The organism is Actinoplanes nipponensis (genome assembly GCF_016862275.1).
Lineage (GTDB): Bacteria > Actinomycetota > Actinomycetes > Mycobacteriales > Micromonosporaceae > Actinoplanes > Actinoplanes nipponensis.
This window is the reverse complement of sequence record NZ_BOMQ01000036.1, coordinates 38,858-57,356: the sequence shown is the minus strand read 5'-3', so window position 1 is coordinate 57,356 and position 18,499 is coordinate 38,858. Positions and strand designations below refer to the sequence as shown.

Annotated in this window: 12 protein-coding genes; 3 read left to right on the top strand and 9 right to left on the bottom strand. The window is 72.3% G+C overall.

Annotation, left to right across the window (positions count from 1 at the left end):
• The 3 genes from Ani05nite_RS15355 to Ani05nite_RS15345 are packed head-to-tail and all read right to left on the bottom strand — an operon-like array spanning window position 1 to window position 4,204.
• Window positions 1–1,626 (bottom strand): DUF2334 domain-containing protein, encoded by a 1,626-nt coding sequence (locus Ani05nite_RS15355; protein ID WP_203768921.1) that lies wholly within the window; start codon window positions 1,624–1,626, stop codon window positions 1–3.
• Complete coding sequence (gene wecB, locus Ani05nite_RS15350) at window positions 1,626–2,822, bottom strand: non-hydrolyzing UDP-N-acetylglucosamine 2-epimerase (RefSeq protein WP_203768919.1); 1,197 nt, start codon at window positions 2,820–2,822, stop codon at window positions 1,626–1,628. The genes Ani05nite_RS15355 and wecB overlap by 1 nt, the downstream gene beginning before the upstream one ends.
• Window positions 2,823–2,854: 32 nt before the next feature.
• Window positions 2,855–4,204 (bottom strand): glycosyltransferase family 2 protein, encoded by a 1,350-nt coding sequence (locus tag Ani05nite_RS15345; RefSeq protein WP_203768917.1) that lies wholly within the window; start codon window positions 4,202–4,204, stop codon window positions 2,855–2,857.
• Window positions 4,205–4,651: 447 nt separating this feature from the next.
• Here Ani05nite_RS15345 and Ani05nite_RS15340 point away from each other — a divergent pair, with 447 nt between their 5' ends.
• From Ani05nite_RS15340 to Ani05nite_RS15330, 3 genes are read left to right on the top strand one after another with little or no spacing between them, the layout of a single operon-like run.
• The gene (locus Ani05nite_RS15340; RefSeq protein WP_203768915.1) at window positions 4,652–5,227 is read left to right on the top strand and encodes a hypothetical protein; all 576 of its coding nucleotides are present in this window, start codon (window positions 4,652–4,654) and stop codon (window positions 5,225–5,227) included.
• 24 nt (window positions 5,228–5,251) lie between these two features.
• Window positions 5,252–7,315: an SPFH domain-containing protein gene (locus Ani05nite_RS15335; protein WP_239130000.1), complete on the top strand. Its 2,064-nt coding sequence runs from the start codon at window positions 5,252–5,254 to the stop codon at window positions 7,313–7,315.
• Window positions 7,312–12,177: a DNA repair ATPase gene (locus tag Ani05nite_RS15330; protein ID WP_239129998.1), complete on the top strand. Its 4,866-nt coding sequence runs from the start codon at window positions 7,312–7,314 to the stop codon at window positions 12,175–12,177. Before Ani05nite_RS15335 ends, Ani05nite_RS15330 begins: the two co-directional genes overlap by 4 nt.
• A 10-nt stretch (window positions 12,178–12,187) precedes the next feature.
• Here Ani05nite_RS15330 and Ani05nite_RS15325 read toward each other — a convergent pair whose 3' ends face one another.
• The 6 genes from Ani05nite_RS15325 to Ani05nite_RS15300 form a co-directional block, all read right to left on the bottom strand.
• Window positions 12,188–12,880, bottom strand: a complete 693-nt coding sequence (locus Ani05nite_RS15325) for a hypothetical protein (protein ID WP_203768913.1) — start codon at window positions 12,878–12,880, stop codon at window positions 12,188–12,190.
• A 134-nt stretch (window positions 12,881–13,014) separates the two neighbouring features.
• The gene (locus Ani05nite_RS15320) at window positions 13,015–13,647 is read right to left on the bottom strand and encodes a GTP-binding protein (protein WP_203768912.1); all 633 of its coding nucleotides are present in this window, start codon (window positions 13,645–13,647) and stop codon (window positions 13,015–13,017) included.
• Entirely contained in the window at window positions 13,625–14,095 is a 471-nt protein-coding gene (locus Ani05nite_RS15315) for a DUF742 domain-containing protein (RefSeq protein ID WP_203768910.1), read from the bottom strand. The genes Ani05nite_RS15320 and Ani05nite_RS15315 overlap by 23 nt, the downstream gene beginning before the upstream one ends.
• A complete protein-coding gene (locus tag Ani05nite_RS15310) occupies window positions 14,092–14,562 on the bottom strand; it encodes a roadblock/LC7 domain-containing protein (RefSeq protein ID WP_203768908.1) in 471 nt (156 codons plus the stop codon). Before Ani05nite_RS15310 ends, Ani05nite_RS15315 begins: the two co-directional genes overlap by 4 nt.
• Window positions 14,559–17,363, bottom strand: a complete 2,805-nt coding sequence (locus Ani05nite_RS15305; RefSeq protein ID WP_203768907.1) for a sensor histidine kinase — start codon at window positions 17,361–17,363, stop codon at window positions 14,559–14,561. The genes Ani05nite_RS15310 and Ani05nite_RS15305 overlap by 4 nt, the downstream gene beginning before the upstream one ends.
• On the bottom strand, window positions 17,350–18,426 hold the full coding sequence (locus tag Ani05nite_RS15300; protein ID WP_239129997.1) for a hypothetical protein: 1,077 nt from the start codon (window positions 18,424–18,426) through the stop codon (window positions 17,350–17,352). Before Ani05nite_RS15300 ends, Ani05nite_RS15305 begins: the two co-directional genes overlap by 14 nt.
• Window positions 18,427–18,499 lie beyond the last annotated feature (73 nt).

The window sequence follows — 18,499 nt, the reverse complement described above, 5'->3', positions numbered from 1 at the left end:
TCAGCCGGCCAGCATCGAGGTGCCGCTGACGAAGGTGTAGCCCTGCGCCTTGATGCCGGTGACCAGGTCCTTCAGGTAGTCCGTGCCCAGGTACGGGTGGTAGAAGAAGCTGGCCACGCCGTCGCGGACCACCAGGTTGCGCCCGGCCGAGGCGAGCAGGTCGGCGGGCAGCCGGGCCGGGTGGTTGTTGAACGCCTCCGGCTCGACGTTGCCGATGTTCTCCGGGATGACCACCGAGCCGTAGACGTCCCGCACGGTGTACGGGAAGAACTGTCCGAACTGGCGGGTGTAGTCGATCTTCGCCCCGGTCAGCACGCCCGGGAAGTACAGGCCGCGGTCGTAGCGCTTGCCCATGGCCGCGTTGACCGCCTGGTAGTCCACGGCGCTGCCGGCGTAGTGCGGGAACTCGAAGACGCTGGGCACACCCAGGCCGGCCAGCGCGAAGGTGAGGCCCGAGGCGGCGATCCGGTTGGCGGCCCACGCGGCGGAGTCGCCGGGTACGGGACCGTCGTAGATGACGCTGTTGTTGCCGTCGATGTGCGCCGCGTAGAACTCGAAGTCGTTGGCGCTCTCGCCGTCGTACGGGTTGGCCACATTGCCGTACTGGTGGGTGTAGCCGTGCATGAGCAGGGTGCCGCCGCGCTGCTGCATGTACTTCAGTGCCGCCACCACCTTCGGCCTCTGCACCAGCGTGTAGTCCTGGGCCGTGCCGCCGTTCTGTACGCCCTTGGGGTCACGGTAGCGCGGGTAGACGGCCACGCTGAACGGCACCTTCTGCGCGTACAGGTAGTCGGCGATCGCACGCAGCTCGGCCGGGTCGGAGTCGGGGCCGACGTCCTCGATGCGGGCCAGGGCGCGGTGCCGCTCACGGGCGACGCCGGTGTCACCCAGGGAGTCGAAGAGCAGGTCGGCGAAGGCCAGGTAGCGGTCGTCGTGGCTCACGTACGCGAACGGGATCTCGGCCACGTAGGTGAGGTTGCCCGACTGCACGGCCCAGCCGAAGGTGGAGCCGTCCGGGCGTACCGCCGTCGCCAGGGTCCTGACCTTGGCGGGGTCGGTGATCGACAGGTTCATGATCCCGGAGCGGTCGGTGGTGTCGCGGGTGAGCGTGCGGCCCTTGTAGCCGACCTCGGCCACCGCGGCGAAGTCGAACGTGCCGCTGGTGAAGCCCCGGCTGGCGGCGAAGCCCGCGTCCCGCGCCGCGAGCTGCCAGATGTTGTCGAAGACCCAGGTCACCGGCTTGGTGGTGGCGATGACGTCGTCCAGGAACGCGGTCGGCAGCGGCTCGTCGTAGGTCGAGCCGAGGTAGATCACCGCGGTGTACGCGGACAGGTCGCCGGCCTGGTAGGTGGCCACGGGCGCGGCGGTCCAGGAGCCGAAGTGCGACGCCAGGTTCGCCGTCTGCGTCGCGTAGACCTCGCCCATCCAGCCGTAGTCGCCGGTGGTGTCGTAGAGGACCAGCGTCTTCGCGGTGCCGCCGCCGGGTGCGGCCTTGCCGGACCTGGCGGCGATCGGGGTGACGGCGGCGGCGTCGGCGTTGACGGCTCCGAAGCCCAGGACGGCGGTCGCGGTGGCGGCGGCGCCGGCGCCGAGCAGGGCGCGGCGCGAGATCTTGGAGGTGCGCATCAGTGGGACGCTCCGAACGTGGCGGTGGGGGCGGGGGAGGCGCCGGCGGGCATGGGGGACGGCGCCGTGGCCAGGCCGAGCAGGGCGGCGGTGGCCTGGGCGGTACGGGCGGCGGCGAGCCCGTCGCCGTACGGGTTGCCGCCCGCGGTCATCGCGTCGCGGCGGACCCGGCTGTCGAGCAGCACGGCCGCCTCCTTGACGATCAGGTCGGTGTCGGAGCCGACCAGCAGGGCACAGCCGGCGTGCAGCGACTCGACCCGCTCGGTGACGTCGCGCAGCACCAGGGCCGGCACGCCGAACGACGGGGCCTCCTCCTGGATGCCACCGGAGTCGGTGAGCACGAGGTAGGCCTCCGACAGCAGCCGGGACAGGTCGGGGTAGGGCAGCGGGTCGGTGACCGTGACCCGGTCGATGCCGGCGAGCCCGGCCTCCACCTGGGCGCGGACGGCCGGGTTGGGGTGGCTGGGCAGGATCACGTCGATGTCGGCGTACCGCTCGACGAGCCGGCGGACCGCGGCCAGGATGCGGTCCAGCGGCGCGCCCCACGACTCGCGCCGGTGGGCCGTCACGACCACCAGCCGGCGGCCGGCGGCGTTGGCCCGGGCCGCCGCGACCTGCGGGTTCTCGAACGGCAGCCGGCGGCCGGCGACCGCCAGCGTCGCGTCCACCACGGTGTTGCCGGTGATCAGCACGTCCGCGGTGGCGATGTTCTCGTCGAGCAGGTTCATCGCGGCCAGCGGGGTCGGCGCCAGGTGCAGCGCGGCGACCTGCGCGACCAGCCGGCGGTTGGCCTCCTCGGGGAACGGCGAGTCGAGGTCGCCGGAGCGCAGCCCGGCCTCGAGGTGCACCACCGGGATGCGGCGCCAGAAGGCGGCCAGCGCGCCGGCCAGGCTGGTGGTGGTGTCACCCTGCACGAGCACGGCGGCGGGGGTCCGCTCGGCCCACAGCGCGTCGAGCTGCCGGATCATCTCGGTGAGCAGCTCGGCCTGGCTGCCGGTGCCCCGCTCGACCCGCAGCGTGACGTCGGGGGTGAGGTCGAAGGCGGCGAGCGCCTGGCTGACCATGGCCGGGTGCTGGCCGCTGGCGACCAGGACCGGGGCGACCAGGCCGGCGTCGCGCATCGCCAGGGCGACGGGGGCGAGCTTGACGGCCTCGGGGCGGGTGCCGCCGATCAGGTGAACTTCGGGGAGCGACATGGGGGGAGCCTTTTCTGACGGAGGGGGAGCCTTCAGGCGGCGAGTGCGTGCTGCAGGGACTGCGGGGCGAGCGGCTCCTCGGCGAGCCGTTCGGTCTTGGCCCAGGCCTGCCGGCCGGTGGCCTGGCGGCCGATGGCGCGGTAGGTGGCGATCAGGCCGAGGAGCAGGAAGATCGGGTACGCGGCCGCGGCGGTCAGCAGCCGGCGCAGGCTCTCGTCCCGCAGCCGGTGGCGGTGCACCAGCGCCCAGACGAAGCCGGGGAAGAACGTGACCGCGAACCAGATCCCGCCGGTCTCGGCGAGGGCCGACCAGGTGTTGAGGTACGGCACCGGGTGGCCGGCGAGCAGGCCCACGGTGGCCGCGGCGGTGGCAACGATCAGCACGACGGTGACCACCGCGTTGATCCACGGGGAGATCAGGTAGTGCATGACCTCCAGCAGCGAGGTGGTGGTGATCTGCTTGGCGGCCATCAGGCGGCGCAGGTAGCGGACGCACTGGATGTTGCCCTGGGCCCAGCGGGTGCGCTGCCGGGTGAGCCGGCGCAGGTCGACCACGGCCTGCTGGGTGACGCTGGCCCGGGCGGTGTAGCGGATGCCGACCCCGTCGAGGTGCATCCGCAGGCCCAGCTCGAGGTCCTCGACCAGGCAGGCCGACCACGGCGCGTCGCCCAGGGCGAGCAGCGCGGACAGCCGGGTGAACTGGCCGTTGCCGCCGAGCCCGACGGTGTCGATGGTGTCGCGCAGGCTCTGGCAGGCGTTGACGATCGCGCCGAATTCCAGGTCCTGGACCGCGCCGAGCAGCTTGTCGCGGTTGCGGATGCGGACCTGCACCTGGACGGCGCCGATCCGGGTGTCGCGCATCATCCGGGACACCTCGAGCAGGATGTTGCGGCTGCCCTGCCCGTCGCCGTCGATGATCCCGATGACCACCCGTTCCGGGTCGATGCCGGCCTCGGCGGTGCGCTCGGCGATGTAGCGGTACGCGGCGTTCAGCGCCTCGCCCTTGCCCTGGCGGGCCTCCGGCAGGTCGCGGCGCAGCACCTGCAGCCGGGGGTGGTCGATGGCCGCGAGGACCTCGGGGGTGCGGTCGTCGGACCCGTCGTCCACGACGAGCACCCGGGCCAGGGTGCCGCCGGGGCCGCCAAGGGCGAGGGCGGCGTTGACGGTGTTGCCGACGACGACCTCTTCGTTCAGCGCCGGCACGATGATCCAGAAGTGCTGCGGGGTGCCGTCGCCGCGCTCGAGGGAGCGGCTGACCAGGGCGGTGCGGTGGGACGCGACGTAACGGAGCGCGAAGCTCACCAGCGCCAGCGTGGAGACCGGCCAGGCCAGCATGATGGCGTATCCGGCGATCACCAGGTACCAGCTGTGGGCTGCCGTCATCGCTCGCCTCCCGTCGTCACTAACCGTGTTACGAAGCCTCGTGGCGAGGCGACGCTGCCGGACGTATTAGGACATTAGGTCGCTACCCAGCGTGATTCAATAGCGGCGACCGGACCGCCGGGCCGAACTGACCTTTCGGTCTATGACAGACATCTCGGTTAGGGCGAATCGGTGCATTAACCCCGAAAAGCCGCGTCACCCCACGTGAGGACGGGGACCCACAAAGGCGGACAAGCGGGGTGCGACGGCAAGGAATTGATTACTCAGAGTGTTGTGGGCCGCCGCAGCGGAGAGGTTGCCGATTGCGCACTCTGAGTGACGTCGGGTCGGGCTTCCGACTGAAGAGCTGACCCGTTGTGGTCGGTTCGGGGGCAACGTGCGTTGACGACCCCTGACATCATCGACATCACCGCAGGCGGGCGGCACACGGGGAAACGGGGCGGATGCATGGGTGGGTTCTTCGAGGCTGCGCTCAGCTTCCCCGCCGTGATCTTCACCCCGCTGCTGGTGGTCGTCATCGGCTACTGGCTCGTGGTCATCGCCGGCGGCGCGGATCCCGACGGGGACGGCGTCGACACCGACGGCGGCTTCCTCGGCTTCCTGGGTTTCGGCGGCGTGCCCGCCTCGGTGGTGCTCTCCCTGCTCGTCGCGGTCGCCTGGTTCGCCGCGCTGGCCGGCGGCGAGCTGCTCGGCGCGGTCCCGGCCGGGCTGGTGCTGGCCGGGGCGGTCGTGGTGGCGTGGGTGGTCGCGCGGCTGGCCGTCCTGCTGCTGCGGCGCTTCCTGCCGTCCGGCGCCGAGCCGTCGCGCGCCGACTTCGTCGGGATGACCTGCGTCGTGCGCACCGGGCGGGTCACCGCGACCTTCGGCCAGGCGGAGGTGCACTCCCCCGACGGCTCCTCGGCGGTGGTCCAGGTACGCCAGGCCGGCCACGACGACCTGCGCGCCGGCACCGTCGCCGTCCTCTACGACTTCGACGCGGACGGCGAGTTCTTCTGGATCGTCCCCGCAGACGTAGCTCTCTAGTCAGCCCCTCGGCAAGAAGGATCAATGATGGACGTGATTTCCACCGGTCTCGGTGTGCTCATCGCCGTCGTGCTGCTCATCGTGCTCGGCGTCGTCTTCTTCCTCAGCCGCATGTTCCGCAAGGTGGAACAGGGCAAGGCGCTCATCGTGTCGAAGGTGCGCCGGGTCGACGTGACCTTCACCGGCGCCGTCGTGCTGCCGGTGCTGCACAAGGCCGAGACCATGGACATCTCGGTGAAGACCATCGAGATCTCCCGGACCGGCCGGGAGGGGCTGATCTGCCGGGACAACATCCGGGCGGACATCCGGATCACCTTCTTCGTCCGGGTCAACAAGACCACCGAGGACGTCATCAAGGTCGCCCAGGCGATCGGCACCACGCGGGCCAGCAGCGAGCAGACGCTGCAGGAGCTCTTCAACGCCAAGTTCTCCGAGGCGCTCAAGACGGTCGGCAAGCAGCTCGACTTCGTCGACCTCTACACCAAGCGCAACGAGTTCCGGGACCAGATCATCGAGGTGATCGGCACCGACCTCAACGGCTACAGCCTGGAGGACGCGGCGATCGACTTCCTCGAGCAGACGCCGATGATGTCGCTCGACCCGAAGAACATCCTGGACGCGCAGGGCATCCGGAAGATCACCGAGCTGACCGCGATCGAGGCGGTCCGCACCAACGACTTCCGGCGCAACGAGGAGAAGGAGATCACCCGGCAGAACGTGGACGCCAAGGAGGCGATCCTCGAACTGGAGCGCCGGCAGGCCGACGCGGAGATCAAGCAGCGCCGGGAGATCGAGACCATCCGGGCCCGCGAGGAGGCGGAGATCCAGCTCGCGCAGGCCGAGGAGCGGCTCCGCGCCGAGGGCGCGCACCTGCGCACCGAGCAGCAGCTCGGCGTGCAGAAGCAGAACAAGGACCGGGAGATCGCGGTCGCCGAGAAGAACCGCGAGCGGGTCATCGCCATCGAGACCGAGCGCATCGAGAAGGACCGGATGCTGGAGGTCATCGGTCGCGAGCGGGAGACCGAGCTCTCCACGATCAGTAAGAACAAGGAGGTCGAGGGCGAGAAGCGGGCGATCGCCGAGGTGATCCGCGAGCGCATCGCGGTGGAGAAGACGGTGGCCGAGCAGGAGGAGAACATCAAGCGCCTGCGCATGGTCGAGGAGGCCGAGCGCACCCGCCAGGCCGTCGTCATCAACGCCGAGGCCGAGGCCCAGGAGGCCCTGGTCAAGGACATCAAGGCGGCGGAGGCGGCCGAGGCGGCCGCCCGGTTCAAGGCCCGCGAGGAACTGCTGCTGGCCGAGGCCCGCCAGCAGACCGCGGAGCTGGACGCCCGCGCCAAGATCCGGCTGGCCGAGGGTACGCAGGCCGAGGCGGCCGCGGCCGGCCTCGCCGACGTCCAGGTACGCGAGCGCAACGCCGAGGTGATCGAGAAGACCGGCCGCGCCGAGGCCGCCGTGATCGAGCAGACCGGCCGCGCCGAGGCGACGGTCGACCGGGAGAAGGCGCTGGTCGCCGCCGAGGCGATCCGCGAGAAGCTCAAGGGCGAGGCCGAGGGCCTGACCGAGAAGGCCGCCGCGATGGGCGCGCTGGACGACGCCACCCGCGAGCACGAGGAGTACCGGCTGCGGCTGGAGATGGAGAAGGAGATCCGGCTCGCCGGCATCACCGTGCACAAGGAGATCGCCGAGTCGCAGGCGATGGTCGTCGCGGCCGGCCTGGAGAAGGCGAACATCGACATCGTCGGCGGGGACTCGGTCTTCTTCGACAAGCTGCTCGGGTCGATCACCATGGGCAAGAGCCTCGACGGCTTCGTCGAGCACTCGACCGTGGCGCAGGGCCTCGGCTCGCGCTACCTCGACGGGTCGGCCAGCATCACCGACGACCTGGGTCGGCTGCTCGGCTCGGTCTCGACCGGCGACGTGGCCAACCTGACGCTCGCCGCGTTCCTGACCCAGCAGATCAAGGCCGGCGGCGCCGACGCGGGCAAGCTGCGTGAGCTGCTCGCCGCCGCGCAGAAGCTCGGCGTGGCGGACAACCGCGTCGCGACCTTGCTGCCCACCAACGGCGCGGTGGTGGCCCAGCAGTGACCGACACCGCCCTCGCCGCGGAGACGGCTATGGATGCGGGCACGTACGAGGTGCTGCGGGCCCGCCTCGCCGGCCAGGCCAAGGAGCTGGCCGAGCGCGCGGAACAGCTCAACGCCCGCCGGACGGAGACGTTCGGCGGGCAGCAGATGCGGCTGCTCGGCGCGGAGCGCATCCGTACCGGCAACAACTGCGTGCCGCGGGACATCGTGCAGGTCGGCGGCTCGATGCTGTTCGGCTACAACGTGTTCATCGGGCTCAAGACCGAGACGGCGATCGACGACGTCTTCGCGGTGCACGGCTTCACCCGCGACGGCGAGGCGTTCCGCTTCGACGCCGGCGCCGCGCTGCCGGGCCTGCTCGACGACCCGGTCTTCCAGCGCGACTTCGCCGAGCTGTACCGCTACTACCGGGAGACCCGCCTGTTGCAGCTGCGCCGGCTGGAGGGCCTGCTGCTGGCGGTCTTCCAGACCGGGGCGCGGGCCGACGACCTCAAGGTGCTGCGCTGGAAGGTCGGCGTGGACGGCACGGTGTCGTACGTGGACAACCGCGGCGAACGCGACCACGTCTTCCCGCCCGCGCACGACTTCACCTGGACGCCGACGACCCGCGAGCAGCACGTCCTGGGCCGGCACCCGCACGTGTCGATCGAGGACGAGGTCTTCGTGGAGGCCGTCGGCGGCACCCTGACCGTCAAGGTGGAGAACAACACCGAGGACGGCGAGGGCGTCTTCTCCGAGCCGGTCGACGAGCCGCTGCAGAGCCTCGCCGACGCGGAGATCGCGTACGCCCGGATCGGGCCGCTGATCCTGCTGCGGGTGCTGCCGTACAAGGAGACCGTGCAGCGTTACCTGGTCTTCAACACCCGGACCCGGGACGTGCAGCGCCTCGACGGCATCGGGCAGGCCTGCCAGCGGCTGCCCGAGGACCAGGGCGTCATCTTCCCGGGCGGCTACTACCTGGCCACCGGCGTCGCGAAGACCTTCGACGCCGAGGTCGCCGGGCTGGAGTTCGAACGGGTGGTGCGGTCGGTCAACGGCGAGGACGTGCTGTACGTCTTCCACGCCCGCGACACCGGGCGGTACCTGCTGCTGCCGTACAACGTGATCCGCAAGGAGGTCGCCACCCCGATCACCTGCCACGGGTTCTCGCTGTTCGACGACGGCACGCTGATCGCGTTCCGGCACGTCACCGACGAGCCGACCCGGGTGCACCCGATGCAGGTGTGGCAGACGCCGTACGTGTCGGACACGTACGCCGCCGCGCAGCCCGTCGGCAGCGGGCCGCTGGAGCGCGTCGGCAACGCCGACCTGGTCCGGGGCATCGCCGACGCGCTCTCGGTGGCGCGGATGGTCGACGAGATGACGCCGTCCGGCGCGGTCTTCGAGGCCATCATCGCCGCGTGCGGCCGGCTCTTCGACAACTACCACTGGCTCGGCGAGCGCGAGCTGGGTGACCTGCGCGGCCCGCTGTCGGAGGTCCGGGCGACCGCCGAGCAGGTGCTGGACGAGTACGAGTCCGTGCAGGAGCTGACCGCCCAGGCCGCCACCGCGGTCGAGGAGGCCGGCGCCGCCACCACCTCGCTGATCCGCCGGGCCCGGGGGGAGGTGCCCACCACGACCGACGCCTGGATCCGTCAGCTCGCCGCGCTGCGCCAGGCCCAGGGCCGGATCGTGAGCCTGCGCGAGCTGCGCTACGTCGACCTGGCCCGCCTCGACGCCCTCGGGCAGGAGCTGGTGGCGGAGGTCGACTCGACCGCCCGCCGGGCCGTGGAGTTCCTCCAGCGTGCCGACGCGTTCACCGGTTACCAGCAGTCCGTCGAGCAACTGGTCACCGACGCGGCCGCGATCGCCACGGTCGCCGAGGCGGGCCCGGTCGGCGAGCGGCTCACCGAACAGGCCGACGGCCTCCAGGTCGTCACCGAGGTGGTGGGCGGGCTCGACATCGCCGACGCCACCGTCCGGGTCGCCATCCTGGAGCGCATCGGCGAGGTGCTCGGCGGCGTGAACCGGGCCCGGGCCACGCTGGACGCGCGCCGGCGGGAGCTGGCCGCGGTCGAGGGCCGGGCCGCCTTCGCCGCCGAGTTCGCCCTGCTCGGCCAGTCGGTGACGGCCGGGCTGGCCGCCGCGGACACCCCGGAACGCAGCGACGAGCAGGTCGCCAAGCTGATGCTCCAGGTGGAGGCGCTGGAGTCGCGGTTCGGCGACTTCGACGACTTCACCGACCAGCTCAGCGCCAAGCGCTCCGAGGTCTACGAGGCGTTCGCGGCCCGCCGGCAATCGCTGCTCGACGACCGGGCCCGCCGCGCCGACCGGCTCGTCGACTCCGCCCAGCGCACGCTGGCCAGCGTGCAGCGCCGGGTCGCCGCGCTGGGCACGCTCGACGAGGTCAACACCTATTTCGCCACCGATCCGATGGTCGGCAAGCTGCGCTCGGTCGCGGGCGAGCTGCGTACCCTCGGCGACACCGTACGGGCCGAGGAGCTGGACGGGCGGGTCAAGGCGGCCCGGCAGGAGGCCGGCCGGGCCCTGCGCGACCGCCTCGACCTCTACGGCTCCGACGGCAGCACGATCCGCCTGGGCCGGCACACGTTCGCGGTGAATACCCAGGCCATCGACCTGACGCTGGTGCCGGACGGGCCCGAGCTGGCGTTCGCGATCACCGGCACCGACTACCGCGCGCCGGTCCGGGACGCCTCGTTCGCGGCCACCCGGGCGTACTGGGACCAGACCGTGGTCTCCGAGACCCCCGCGGTCTACCGCGGTGAGCACCTCGCCGCCGCCCTGCTGGCCGAGGACCCGGCCGGGGTCGCGGCGGCCGCGGCCGCCGGCACGCTGCCCGCGCTCGTGCGCCGGGCGGCCGAGGCCCGGTACGACGAGGGCTACGAGCGCGGCGTCCACGACGCCGACGCGGCGCTGATCCTGGACGCGCTGGTCCGCCTGCGCGCCTCCGCCGGCCTGCTGCGCTATCCCGGCCCGGTCCGCGCGGCGGCGCAGCTCCGCTGGGCCTTCGGCGACGGCGACAAGCAGGCCTGGCAGCGCCGGGCCGCCTCGCTGGTCCGGGCCCGGGAGATGTTCGGCTCGGCCGGGTCCGCGCTGCCCGAGCTGTGCGCCGAGCTCAGCGCGGAGCCGCTGGTCGGCGAGTACCTGGTGGAGGAGCTGGCGAGCACCCCGGCCGGGTTCGTCACCGGCGCCGGCGCCCGCACGCTGGTCGAGCGCTTCCACCGGGCGCTCAGCAGCGGTCCGGCCGCGGCGACCCGGGAGTACGCGGACGACCTGCGCGCGCTCGCCGATGATCTGCCGGCCCGCCGGCAGCTGGTCACCGCCTGGCTGACCGCGTTCCTGGCGGCGCAGCCGGACGCCGGCGCACCCGACGACCTCGCCGAGGCGGTGGCCCTCGAACTGACCGGAACCGTGCTGACCAGGTACGACTCGGCGGCGGCGCTCACTGAGACGGTCGCCGGGCTGCTGGGCAGCCACCCGCGCATCGTCGCCGGCACGATCACGCTGCGGCTGGACGAGGTGCTCACCCGGACCCGGGAGTTCCGGGCCACGGCGGTGCCGGCGTACCGGGCGTACCAGAAGCAGCGGACCGCCCTGGCCGCCGCCGAACGCGCCCGCCTGCGCCTGGACGAGTTCAAGCCCGGGGTGATGAGCGCGTTCGTGCGCAACCGGCTGCTGGACGAGGTGTACCTGCCGCTGATCGGCGACAACCTGGCCCGCCAGCTCGGCGCGGCCGGCGACGCCAAGCGCACCGACCAGTCCGGCCTGCTGCTGCTGATCTCCCCGCCCGGCTACGGCAAGACGACCCTCATGGAGTACGTGGCCAACCGCCTCGGCCTGGTCCTCGTCAAGGTCAACGGGCCGGCGCTGGGGCACGACGTCACGTCGCTGGACCCGGCCGAGGCGCCCAACGCGACCGCCCGCCAGGAGGTCGAGAAGATCACCTTCGCGCTGGAGCTCGGCAACAACGTCCTGCTCTACCTGGACGACATCCAGCACACCTCGCCGGAGCTGCTGCAGAAGTTCATCTCGCTCTGCGACGCCCAGCGCCGGATGGAAGGCGTCTGGGAGGGCCGCACCCGCACGTACGACATGCGGGGCAAGCGGTTCGCGGTGTGCATGGCCGGCAACCCGTACACCGAGAGCGGGCAGCGGTTCCGGATCCCGGACATGCTGGCCAACCGGGCCGACGTGTGGAACCTCGGCGACGTGCTGGCCGGGCGCGACGACGTGTTCGAGCTGTCGTACCTGGAGAACGCGCTGACCTCGAACCAGGTGCTGGCCCCGCTGTCCGCCCGCGACCGGGCCGACCTGCCGCTGCTGGTCCGGCTGGCCGAGGGCGACGACTCGGTACGCCCCGACCGGCTCAGCCACGCGTACTCCGCCGTCGAGCTGGAGCAGGTGCTGTCGGTGCTGCGCAAGATGCGCCGGGTGCAGCGGGTGGTGCTGCGCAACAACCAGGCGTACATCGCGTCGGCCGGGCAGTCCGACGCGGCGCGCACCGAGCCGCCGTTCAAGCTGCAGGGGTCCTACCGCAACATGAACAAGCTGGCCGAGCGGATCGTGCCGGTGATGAACGACGCCGAGCTGGAGGCCGTCATCGACGACCACTACCGGGGCGAGGCGCAGACGCTGACCACCGGCGCGGAGGCGAACCTGCTGAAGCTGGCCGAGCTGCGCGGGCGGCTCACCCCGGAGCAGGAGCGGCGGTGGGCCGAGGTGAAGGCGGCGTACCTGCGGGAGCAGGCGCTGGGCGGCGAGGGGGACGACCCGATGAGCCGGGCGGTGGGCGCGGTGGGGCTGCTGGCCGACCGCGTCGGCGGGGTGGAGCAGGCGATCGGCCGGCTGGCCGGGCCGGGCTGAGCCGGGCGGGTCAGTCCTGGGAGCGGAGCAGGCTCGGGTTGTCGCGCAGCAGGGCGGCCAGCCGCTTCGCCGCGATCTCCGTCTCCTCCGTGTCGACGCGCAGCGGGATCGGCTCGGGCAGCGGGGCCGGCATGCCGCGCTGGGCCGCGCTCGGCTCCTCCGGGGCCCGGTGCTGCTCGGCGTGGATGCGCCGGGTGGCCTGTGGCGGCACCTCCGGCGGGGGCGTCGCGGCGAACGGGTGCGGCTGGAACTGCTCCGCGCGGCGCTGCGCCGGCTCGGCGTACCGGTCCTGGGCGGCCGGCTCCGGATAGTGCAGGCGGCGGGTCTCCTCGCCGTTCTCCGCGGGCTGCTCGAACCGGTAGCCGTGCGGCGGGGTGTACGCCTCCGGCTCGTCCAGGTCGATGTCGAAGTCCGCGTGCCGAGGTGCGGCCGGCGCCGCCTCGGCCACCCGGTCGGCGACCGTGTTGTCCGCGCTGACCTGCACGATGCCGTCCTCGACGGCGAAGTGCAGCAGCACCGGATCGCCCGCGCCCTCGACGCCGACGGTCACGCCCAGCTCGGGGTTGCGGCCGACCACCGCGGCGATCGCCTCGACCAGCTCCGTCACCGCCGGCGGGGTGCCGTTGGCCTCCGCCGCGGCGCGGCGGCGCAGCTCGTCCCGGCGCGCCAACTTGTCGAGCGCATCGTCCAGTCCGCCTCGCACGTCACCGTCCTCCCGTCACTTGCCGTCGCCGGTAATACTGTGCCCGCTCGGAGCAAGGTTTGGGAACCGGCTACGAAGCGACGCGGCGCACACTGAGCCGACCCGCAGCGGAAAACCCCTGCAAACCCGATACCTTACGACGACCTCATCTTCATGGCTTTGTCGAGCGCCTGGTCCAGCACCACGAGCAGAGCATCGCGCACCGACCCCCGGAAACGGGCGTCGAACTGGACGATCGGCACGTCCTCGCGGACCGCGAGGGCCCAGCGGACCTCGTCGAGGTTGTAGCCCAGCTGCCCGTTGAACGTGTTGACGCCCACCACGAACGGAAGCCCGGCCCGCTCGAAATAGTCCACCGCGGGATAACAGTCATCGATCCGGGTCGTATCGACCACCACGAGCGCCCCGAGCGCCCCGCGGACGAGGTCGTCCCACATGAACGCGAAACGCGTCTGCCCGGGCGTGCCGAACAGGTACAGCTTCAGCGTCTGGTCGATGGTCACACAGCCGAAGTCCATGGCGATGGTCGTGGTGGTCTTGCCGGACGCCTGGCCCGGGTCGTCCACCCCGACGCCCTCCATGGTCATCTCCGCCTCGGTGGTCAGCGGCGAGATCTCGGAGATGGCGCCCACGGTCGTCGTCTTGCCCACGCCGAAGCCGCCGGCCACGATGATTTTGACCGGCACCGGGGGTGCGGTCCGCTGCGGCCCGTTCGGGACGCGGGCCGTGCCGACGATGCGGCTGTCAGGATATGGATCGAAGTCCACGGATCACTCGCATGATGGTCTCGGGGTCGGGGAAGTCGTTCTCCAACACGTGAACGTCAAGATGTCCGGCGGCCCTCAGGTCGCCGACGAGAATCCGGGTGACGCCGAGGTGCATCCGGAGCCGGGCGGAGATCTCCGCCACCGACAGCGGTTCGCCGCAGAGGTGCACGATCGCCCGCTGCTCGGGCGACAGGCGCGCGGACAGCGCGCCCGGGTGCGAGCTGACCTGGGTCTCCAGCCCGATGGAGGGGTCGAGACCGTCGACGCGCCCGGACGTGAGGACGAACGGGCGCAGCGACGTGGTCTGCTCACCGGGTGGGGGCCCGGGTGCGGGCGCCGACGGCGGTGCCGGTTGGTACCGCGCGCCGGGACCCGAGTTGCGCAGGAACGGCCGGACACTCGGCGCCGCCGGGTGTGCCGGGTCGTCGGGGTCGGCCGGGTGCGTCATTGCTGGACGGCGTTCTTCAATTCAGCGATGAGTCGGGGGCTGAGCGCGCCGCCGGCCCGGGTGGCGAACAGCGTCATCTCGTAGGCCAAGGTGCCCAGGTTGGCGGTGCGGTCGGCGATGACGCCCAGCACCGAGCCGGCGCTGATCGCGGTGACCAGCAGGTAGCCGTCGGCCATGTCGATGATGACGCGGTTGAGGCTGCCCAGCGCGTACCAGCTCGCGGCGCCGCCGGCCAGGCTGGTCAGGCCCGAGACGACCGCCGCCAGCCGTTCGGCGTTGGGCCGGTCCTTGATCGCGGACATGGCCATCAGCAGACCGTCGGAGGAGACGGCGATCGCTTCGACGACTCCCGCGGTGCCGGACGTGAAGGAGTCCAGCAGCCAGTTGAAGGTCTTCGCCTCGGCACTCAGCTGGGAGTGCGCGTAGTCGCGACCGTTGCCGGTTTCGGTGGAGTAGGGGGAAGTCATCGCGGTTGTCCCTCTGGTTGCGGCTGGGTTTCGTGCAGTGCTCGGGCGACGCCGAACTCGAACTGTTCCATCGATGCCCGGGCCGCCTCGGGGTCGAGCGGCTGGGCCGGCGAGGCGGCGGGCACCGGGTTCATGGGTGGGTCGCCGACCGGGAGCGTCGCCCCCGGTACCCGGCGCATCAGCGGCGGGTGGCCGGCGGCCGGCGGCGAGGACATGTCCTGCTCGATGACGTCCCACTGGGCGCGGGACACCCCGGCCTCGAAGGCTTCGAACGCATCCCGGGCCGCGAGCGCGTCGTCCGAGGTGGGCGGCGCGGCGGGCAGCTTCGGCCCGGTCTCGACCGGGAGCTGGTTGCCCGGCACGCGGCGGCGCAGCGGGGCGACGGGGGCGCCGTTGCGCGACTCCGGGCCGGTGCGCTGCTGCGGCACCGGGGGAGCGGGCTGGGCCGGCTGGTACTGGCCCGGCTGGTGGTTCTGGGCCGGCGGCTGCTGGTACGCGGCCGGCTCGGGGCGGTGGTACGCCTCCGCCTCGGTGCGCTGCCGGGGGAGCTGGATGGCGTCCGCCGGCGCCGACATGACGATCGGGCCCTCCACCACCATGGGCGGCTCCGGCTCGACGTACCGGCCGGCCGAGGGCAGTTCGGCCGGGGTCGCCGGGAAGCGGCCGGCGACCGGTGTGCCGGCGTCGTAGGCCGGGTGGCGTACGGGCTGCCCGGGGTGGCTGCTCGGCGCCGCCTCCAGCGCCGGGACGCCGGCGCGGATCGGGGCGAACGCGTTCCAGGAGCGGCCCGCCTCCAGGGTCTTGGTCGCCCGGTGCAGCACGTTCGCGTCGAACGGCTGGGCGCTGCCGGGCACCGACCGGCCGGACGTGCCGGCGATCAGCGGCGCGAACTCGGTGTGGTGGCTGGGCACCGTGGCGTGGATCGGCTGCATCGCCGGCATGGCCTCGCGGGGCGCCACCAGGTGGGCCGGGCTCAGGTCGATCCAGGCGGTGATGCCGCCCTCGGGGGTGTCGGTGAGCGTCACCTCGATGCCGTGCCGGCGGGCGAGGCGACCGACCACGAACAGGCCGAGCACCTCACTGGGCGCCAGGTCGAGCCGCTCGCGGCGGGTCAGCCGGGCGTTCTCCTCGGCGAGGCGTTCCGGCGACAGGCCCAGGCCGCGGTCGACGATCGCGAGCCGGGCGCCGCCGCGCAGCTCCGCGGCGGTAACGGTGACCCGGGTGTGCGGCGGCGAGAACGACGTCGCGTTCTCCATCAGCTCGGCGAGCAGCAGGGTCAGGTCGGCCAGCACGGCCGGCACGACCACGATCTCCTCGGGCACCTCGACGTCGACGCGGGTGTAGTCCTCGATCTCACCGAGGGCGAGCCGCACGACGTCGGAGAGGGCCAGCGGGGCCATGTGGTCGTTCGCGCCGACGGCGCCGGAGAGCACCACCAGGCTGCTCGCGTTCCGGCGGAGGCGGCTGGACATGTGGTCGAGCCGGTACAGCTCGCGCAGGCGGTCGCTGTCGGTCTCCCGGCGCTCCAGGTTGTCGATCAGGGCGAGCTGGCGGCCGACCAGGTTCTGGGTACGGCGGCCGACGTGGCCGAACATCTGCGCGACGTTGCGGCGGCCGAGCACCTGCCGTTCCACCAGCCGGGCCGCGGTGTTCTGGACCCGGTCGAAGGCGCGGGCCAGGTCGCCGATCTCGTCCTGGGCCTGCACGTCGACGGCGTCCAGCCGGATCGGCCGGGCCACCTCCGCGTCGTCGTCGGCGACCCGTTCGAGCTCGGCCTCGGCGGCGCGGGCGATCCGGCCGGCCGAGACGGTGAGGCGGCGCAGCGGCCGGGCGACCGCGCGGGCCATCAGCAGGGACAGGGCGACCACGACGAGCAGCAGCAGCACGGCGCCGCCGCCGACCAGCGCGGCAGTGCGCAGCGCTTCCCGCCGGTCGTCGGCCACCGCGGCGTCCACGTCCGCGGCGATCCGCTTCTCCACGAAGCCACCGAGCACGATGACGGAGGCCAGCGAGGGGAACAGGGTGGCCGGCTTGAGCAGCTTGACCGCCGAGGCGGGGTCCGTGGCGGCCCGGGCGAAGAACTGGTCACCCACGCGGGCCGAGAACGCCACCTGGGCGCCCAGGTAGAGCTTGTACTGGTCCGTGGTGAAGTAGGCCTGCGCGCCACCGATGATGAACTGCAGCTGCAGCAGCGTGGACGAGAACAGGTTGATGAGGCCGGCGTTCTGGGTGGCCACGGCGCTGGTCAGCTGGCTGGACGCCTGGCTGATCAGGTCGTCGCTGCGCAGCGCCTGGTCCAGGGCGAAGACCTGGCGACCGGTGGAGGTGGTGAGGTCGGCGGCCTTCTGCAGGCCCAGCGCGTCGATGATCGGGGAGATCACGGCGGTGAACTCGGAGACGATCAGGTCCGGCCGGATGCTGCGGTTGAGCACGTTGGCCCGGGTGGTCTCGAGCTTGCGCACGTCGTCGACGGCGTTGGTCAGCTCGGGGGTGAGCGGCTGGTCGTCGAGGTTCTTGAGGCCGAGGATGCGGTCGGTCGCCTCGGCGCTCTGCACCACCAGCTGCGGCTTGTCCACCAGGCCGAACAGGTAGCCGACCGAGAGCAGCCGCTCCTCCGACAGCTCCTGGAGGGCCGAGCCGACCCGGGTGGCCAGCAGCGTGGTGTCGGCGGTGTCCTGGGCCCGCCGGGCGACGTCGATGCGGTTGCCGACGATCGGGACGGCGAGCACGACGACCCCGAGCAGCGGAACCAGGACGAGCAGCGTCAGCTTGCCGAGGATGCGGAATCTACCGAAGAGCACCGGATCGCTCCCGCCGTGTCGGGTTGGTCTCGCCGTACGCCGGCGCGCGATGGCCGGCGTCGGGGCGGCCGGGGTCGGCGCCGGCCGGGCCCGGGTCGAGGTCGCGGGGGCCCGCGCCCGGAACCGGGGTGAAGATGCGTCGGCCCGTGCCGGTCAGCGGCAGCACCATGGCGGTGGCGACGAGCAGGACGGCCGCGGCGGCGGAGGCGAGCGCCACGATCGCGTCGGTGTCGAGGCTGTCGAGCCGGTCGTCCAGCAGGACCGTCATCTCCCGGGTCACGATGCCGGAGAGGTTCGACAGCGAGGTCTGCAGCTGGCTCTGCGCGGTCGCCATGGTGGCGGTGTTCGGGGCGCCGCCCAGGTTGGCGCCGCGGGTCAGCGATTCCACCCCGCGGCGGAACGAGTCCAGGCCGTTGACCAGGTTGCCGCTCAGCGTCACGCTGCCGGTGTCGTCGACGGCGGCCTGCAGGTTGTCGGTCAGCTCGCTCACCGAGGAGTTCACCTGCTCGACGGCGGCGCCGAACTGCGGGGCGAGCTGCGCCTTGGTCTTCGCGTCGCCGCTGGCCACCTGCTGGGCCAGGTCGCCCATGCGGCTGACCTGGACGACCGACTCGGGCAGGTCGGCGGCGACCGCCTGCTGCAGGTGCGAGATGTCGTTGTCCGGGTCGCGGACCAGCTCGGAGTTGTCGCGGACGGCGTCGTAGAGGGCCAGGGCCAGGTCGGTGACCTCGGCGTGGGCCTGGAACACCGCCACCGGGTCGCCGGTCACCTTGCCGAGCTGGTCGATCTTCTGGTTGAGGCCGGTCCAGCGCTCACGCGTGTTCAGCTCGTCGCCGAGGCGCTGATCGACGGCGGCGACGCCGTTGACCGCGGCCGTCAGCGAGCCCGGCGCGGCGGCGACGCCGGCCAGGGCCGAGGACTGTGCCTCGGCCAGCGCGCTCACCAGGGGCGCCAGCGAGGAGATGTACTCCACGCCCTGCTTCTCCCGCTGCGTGCTGTCGCGCTTGTCCGAGATGGTGCCCCAGACGCTGGCGAACAGGATCGCCGCCGGGACAAGAATCAAGACCGTCAAAACAGCCGCGAGCGCTGAGCGCGCACGGGTTCGCCGGTTGTCCACCGAGACTGACATTGCCCAT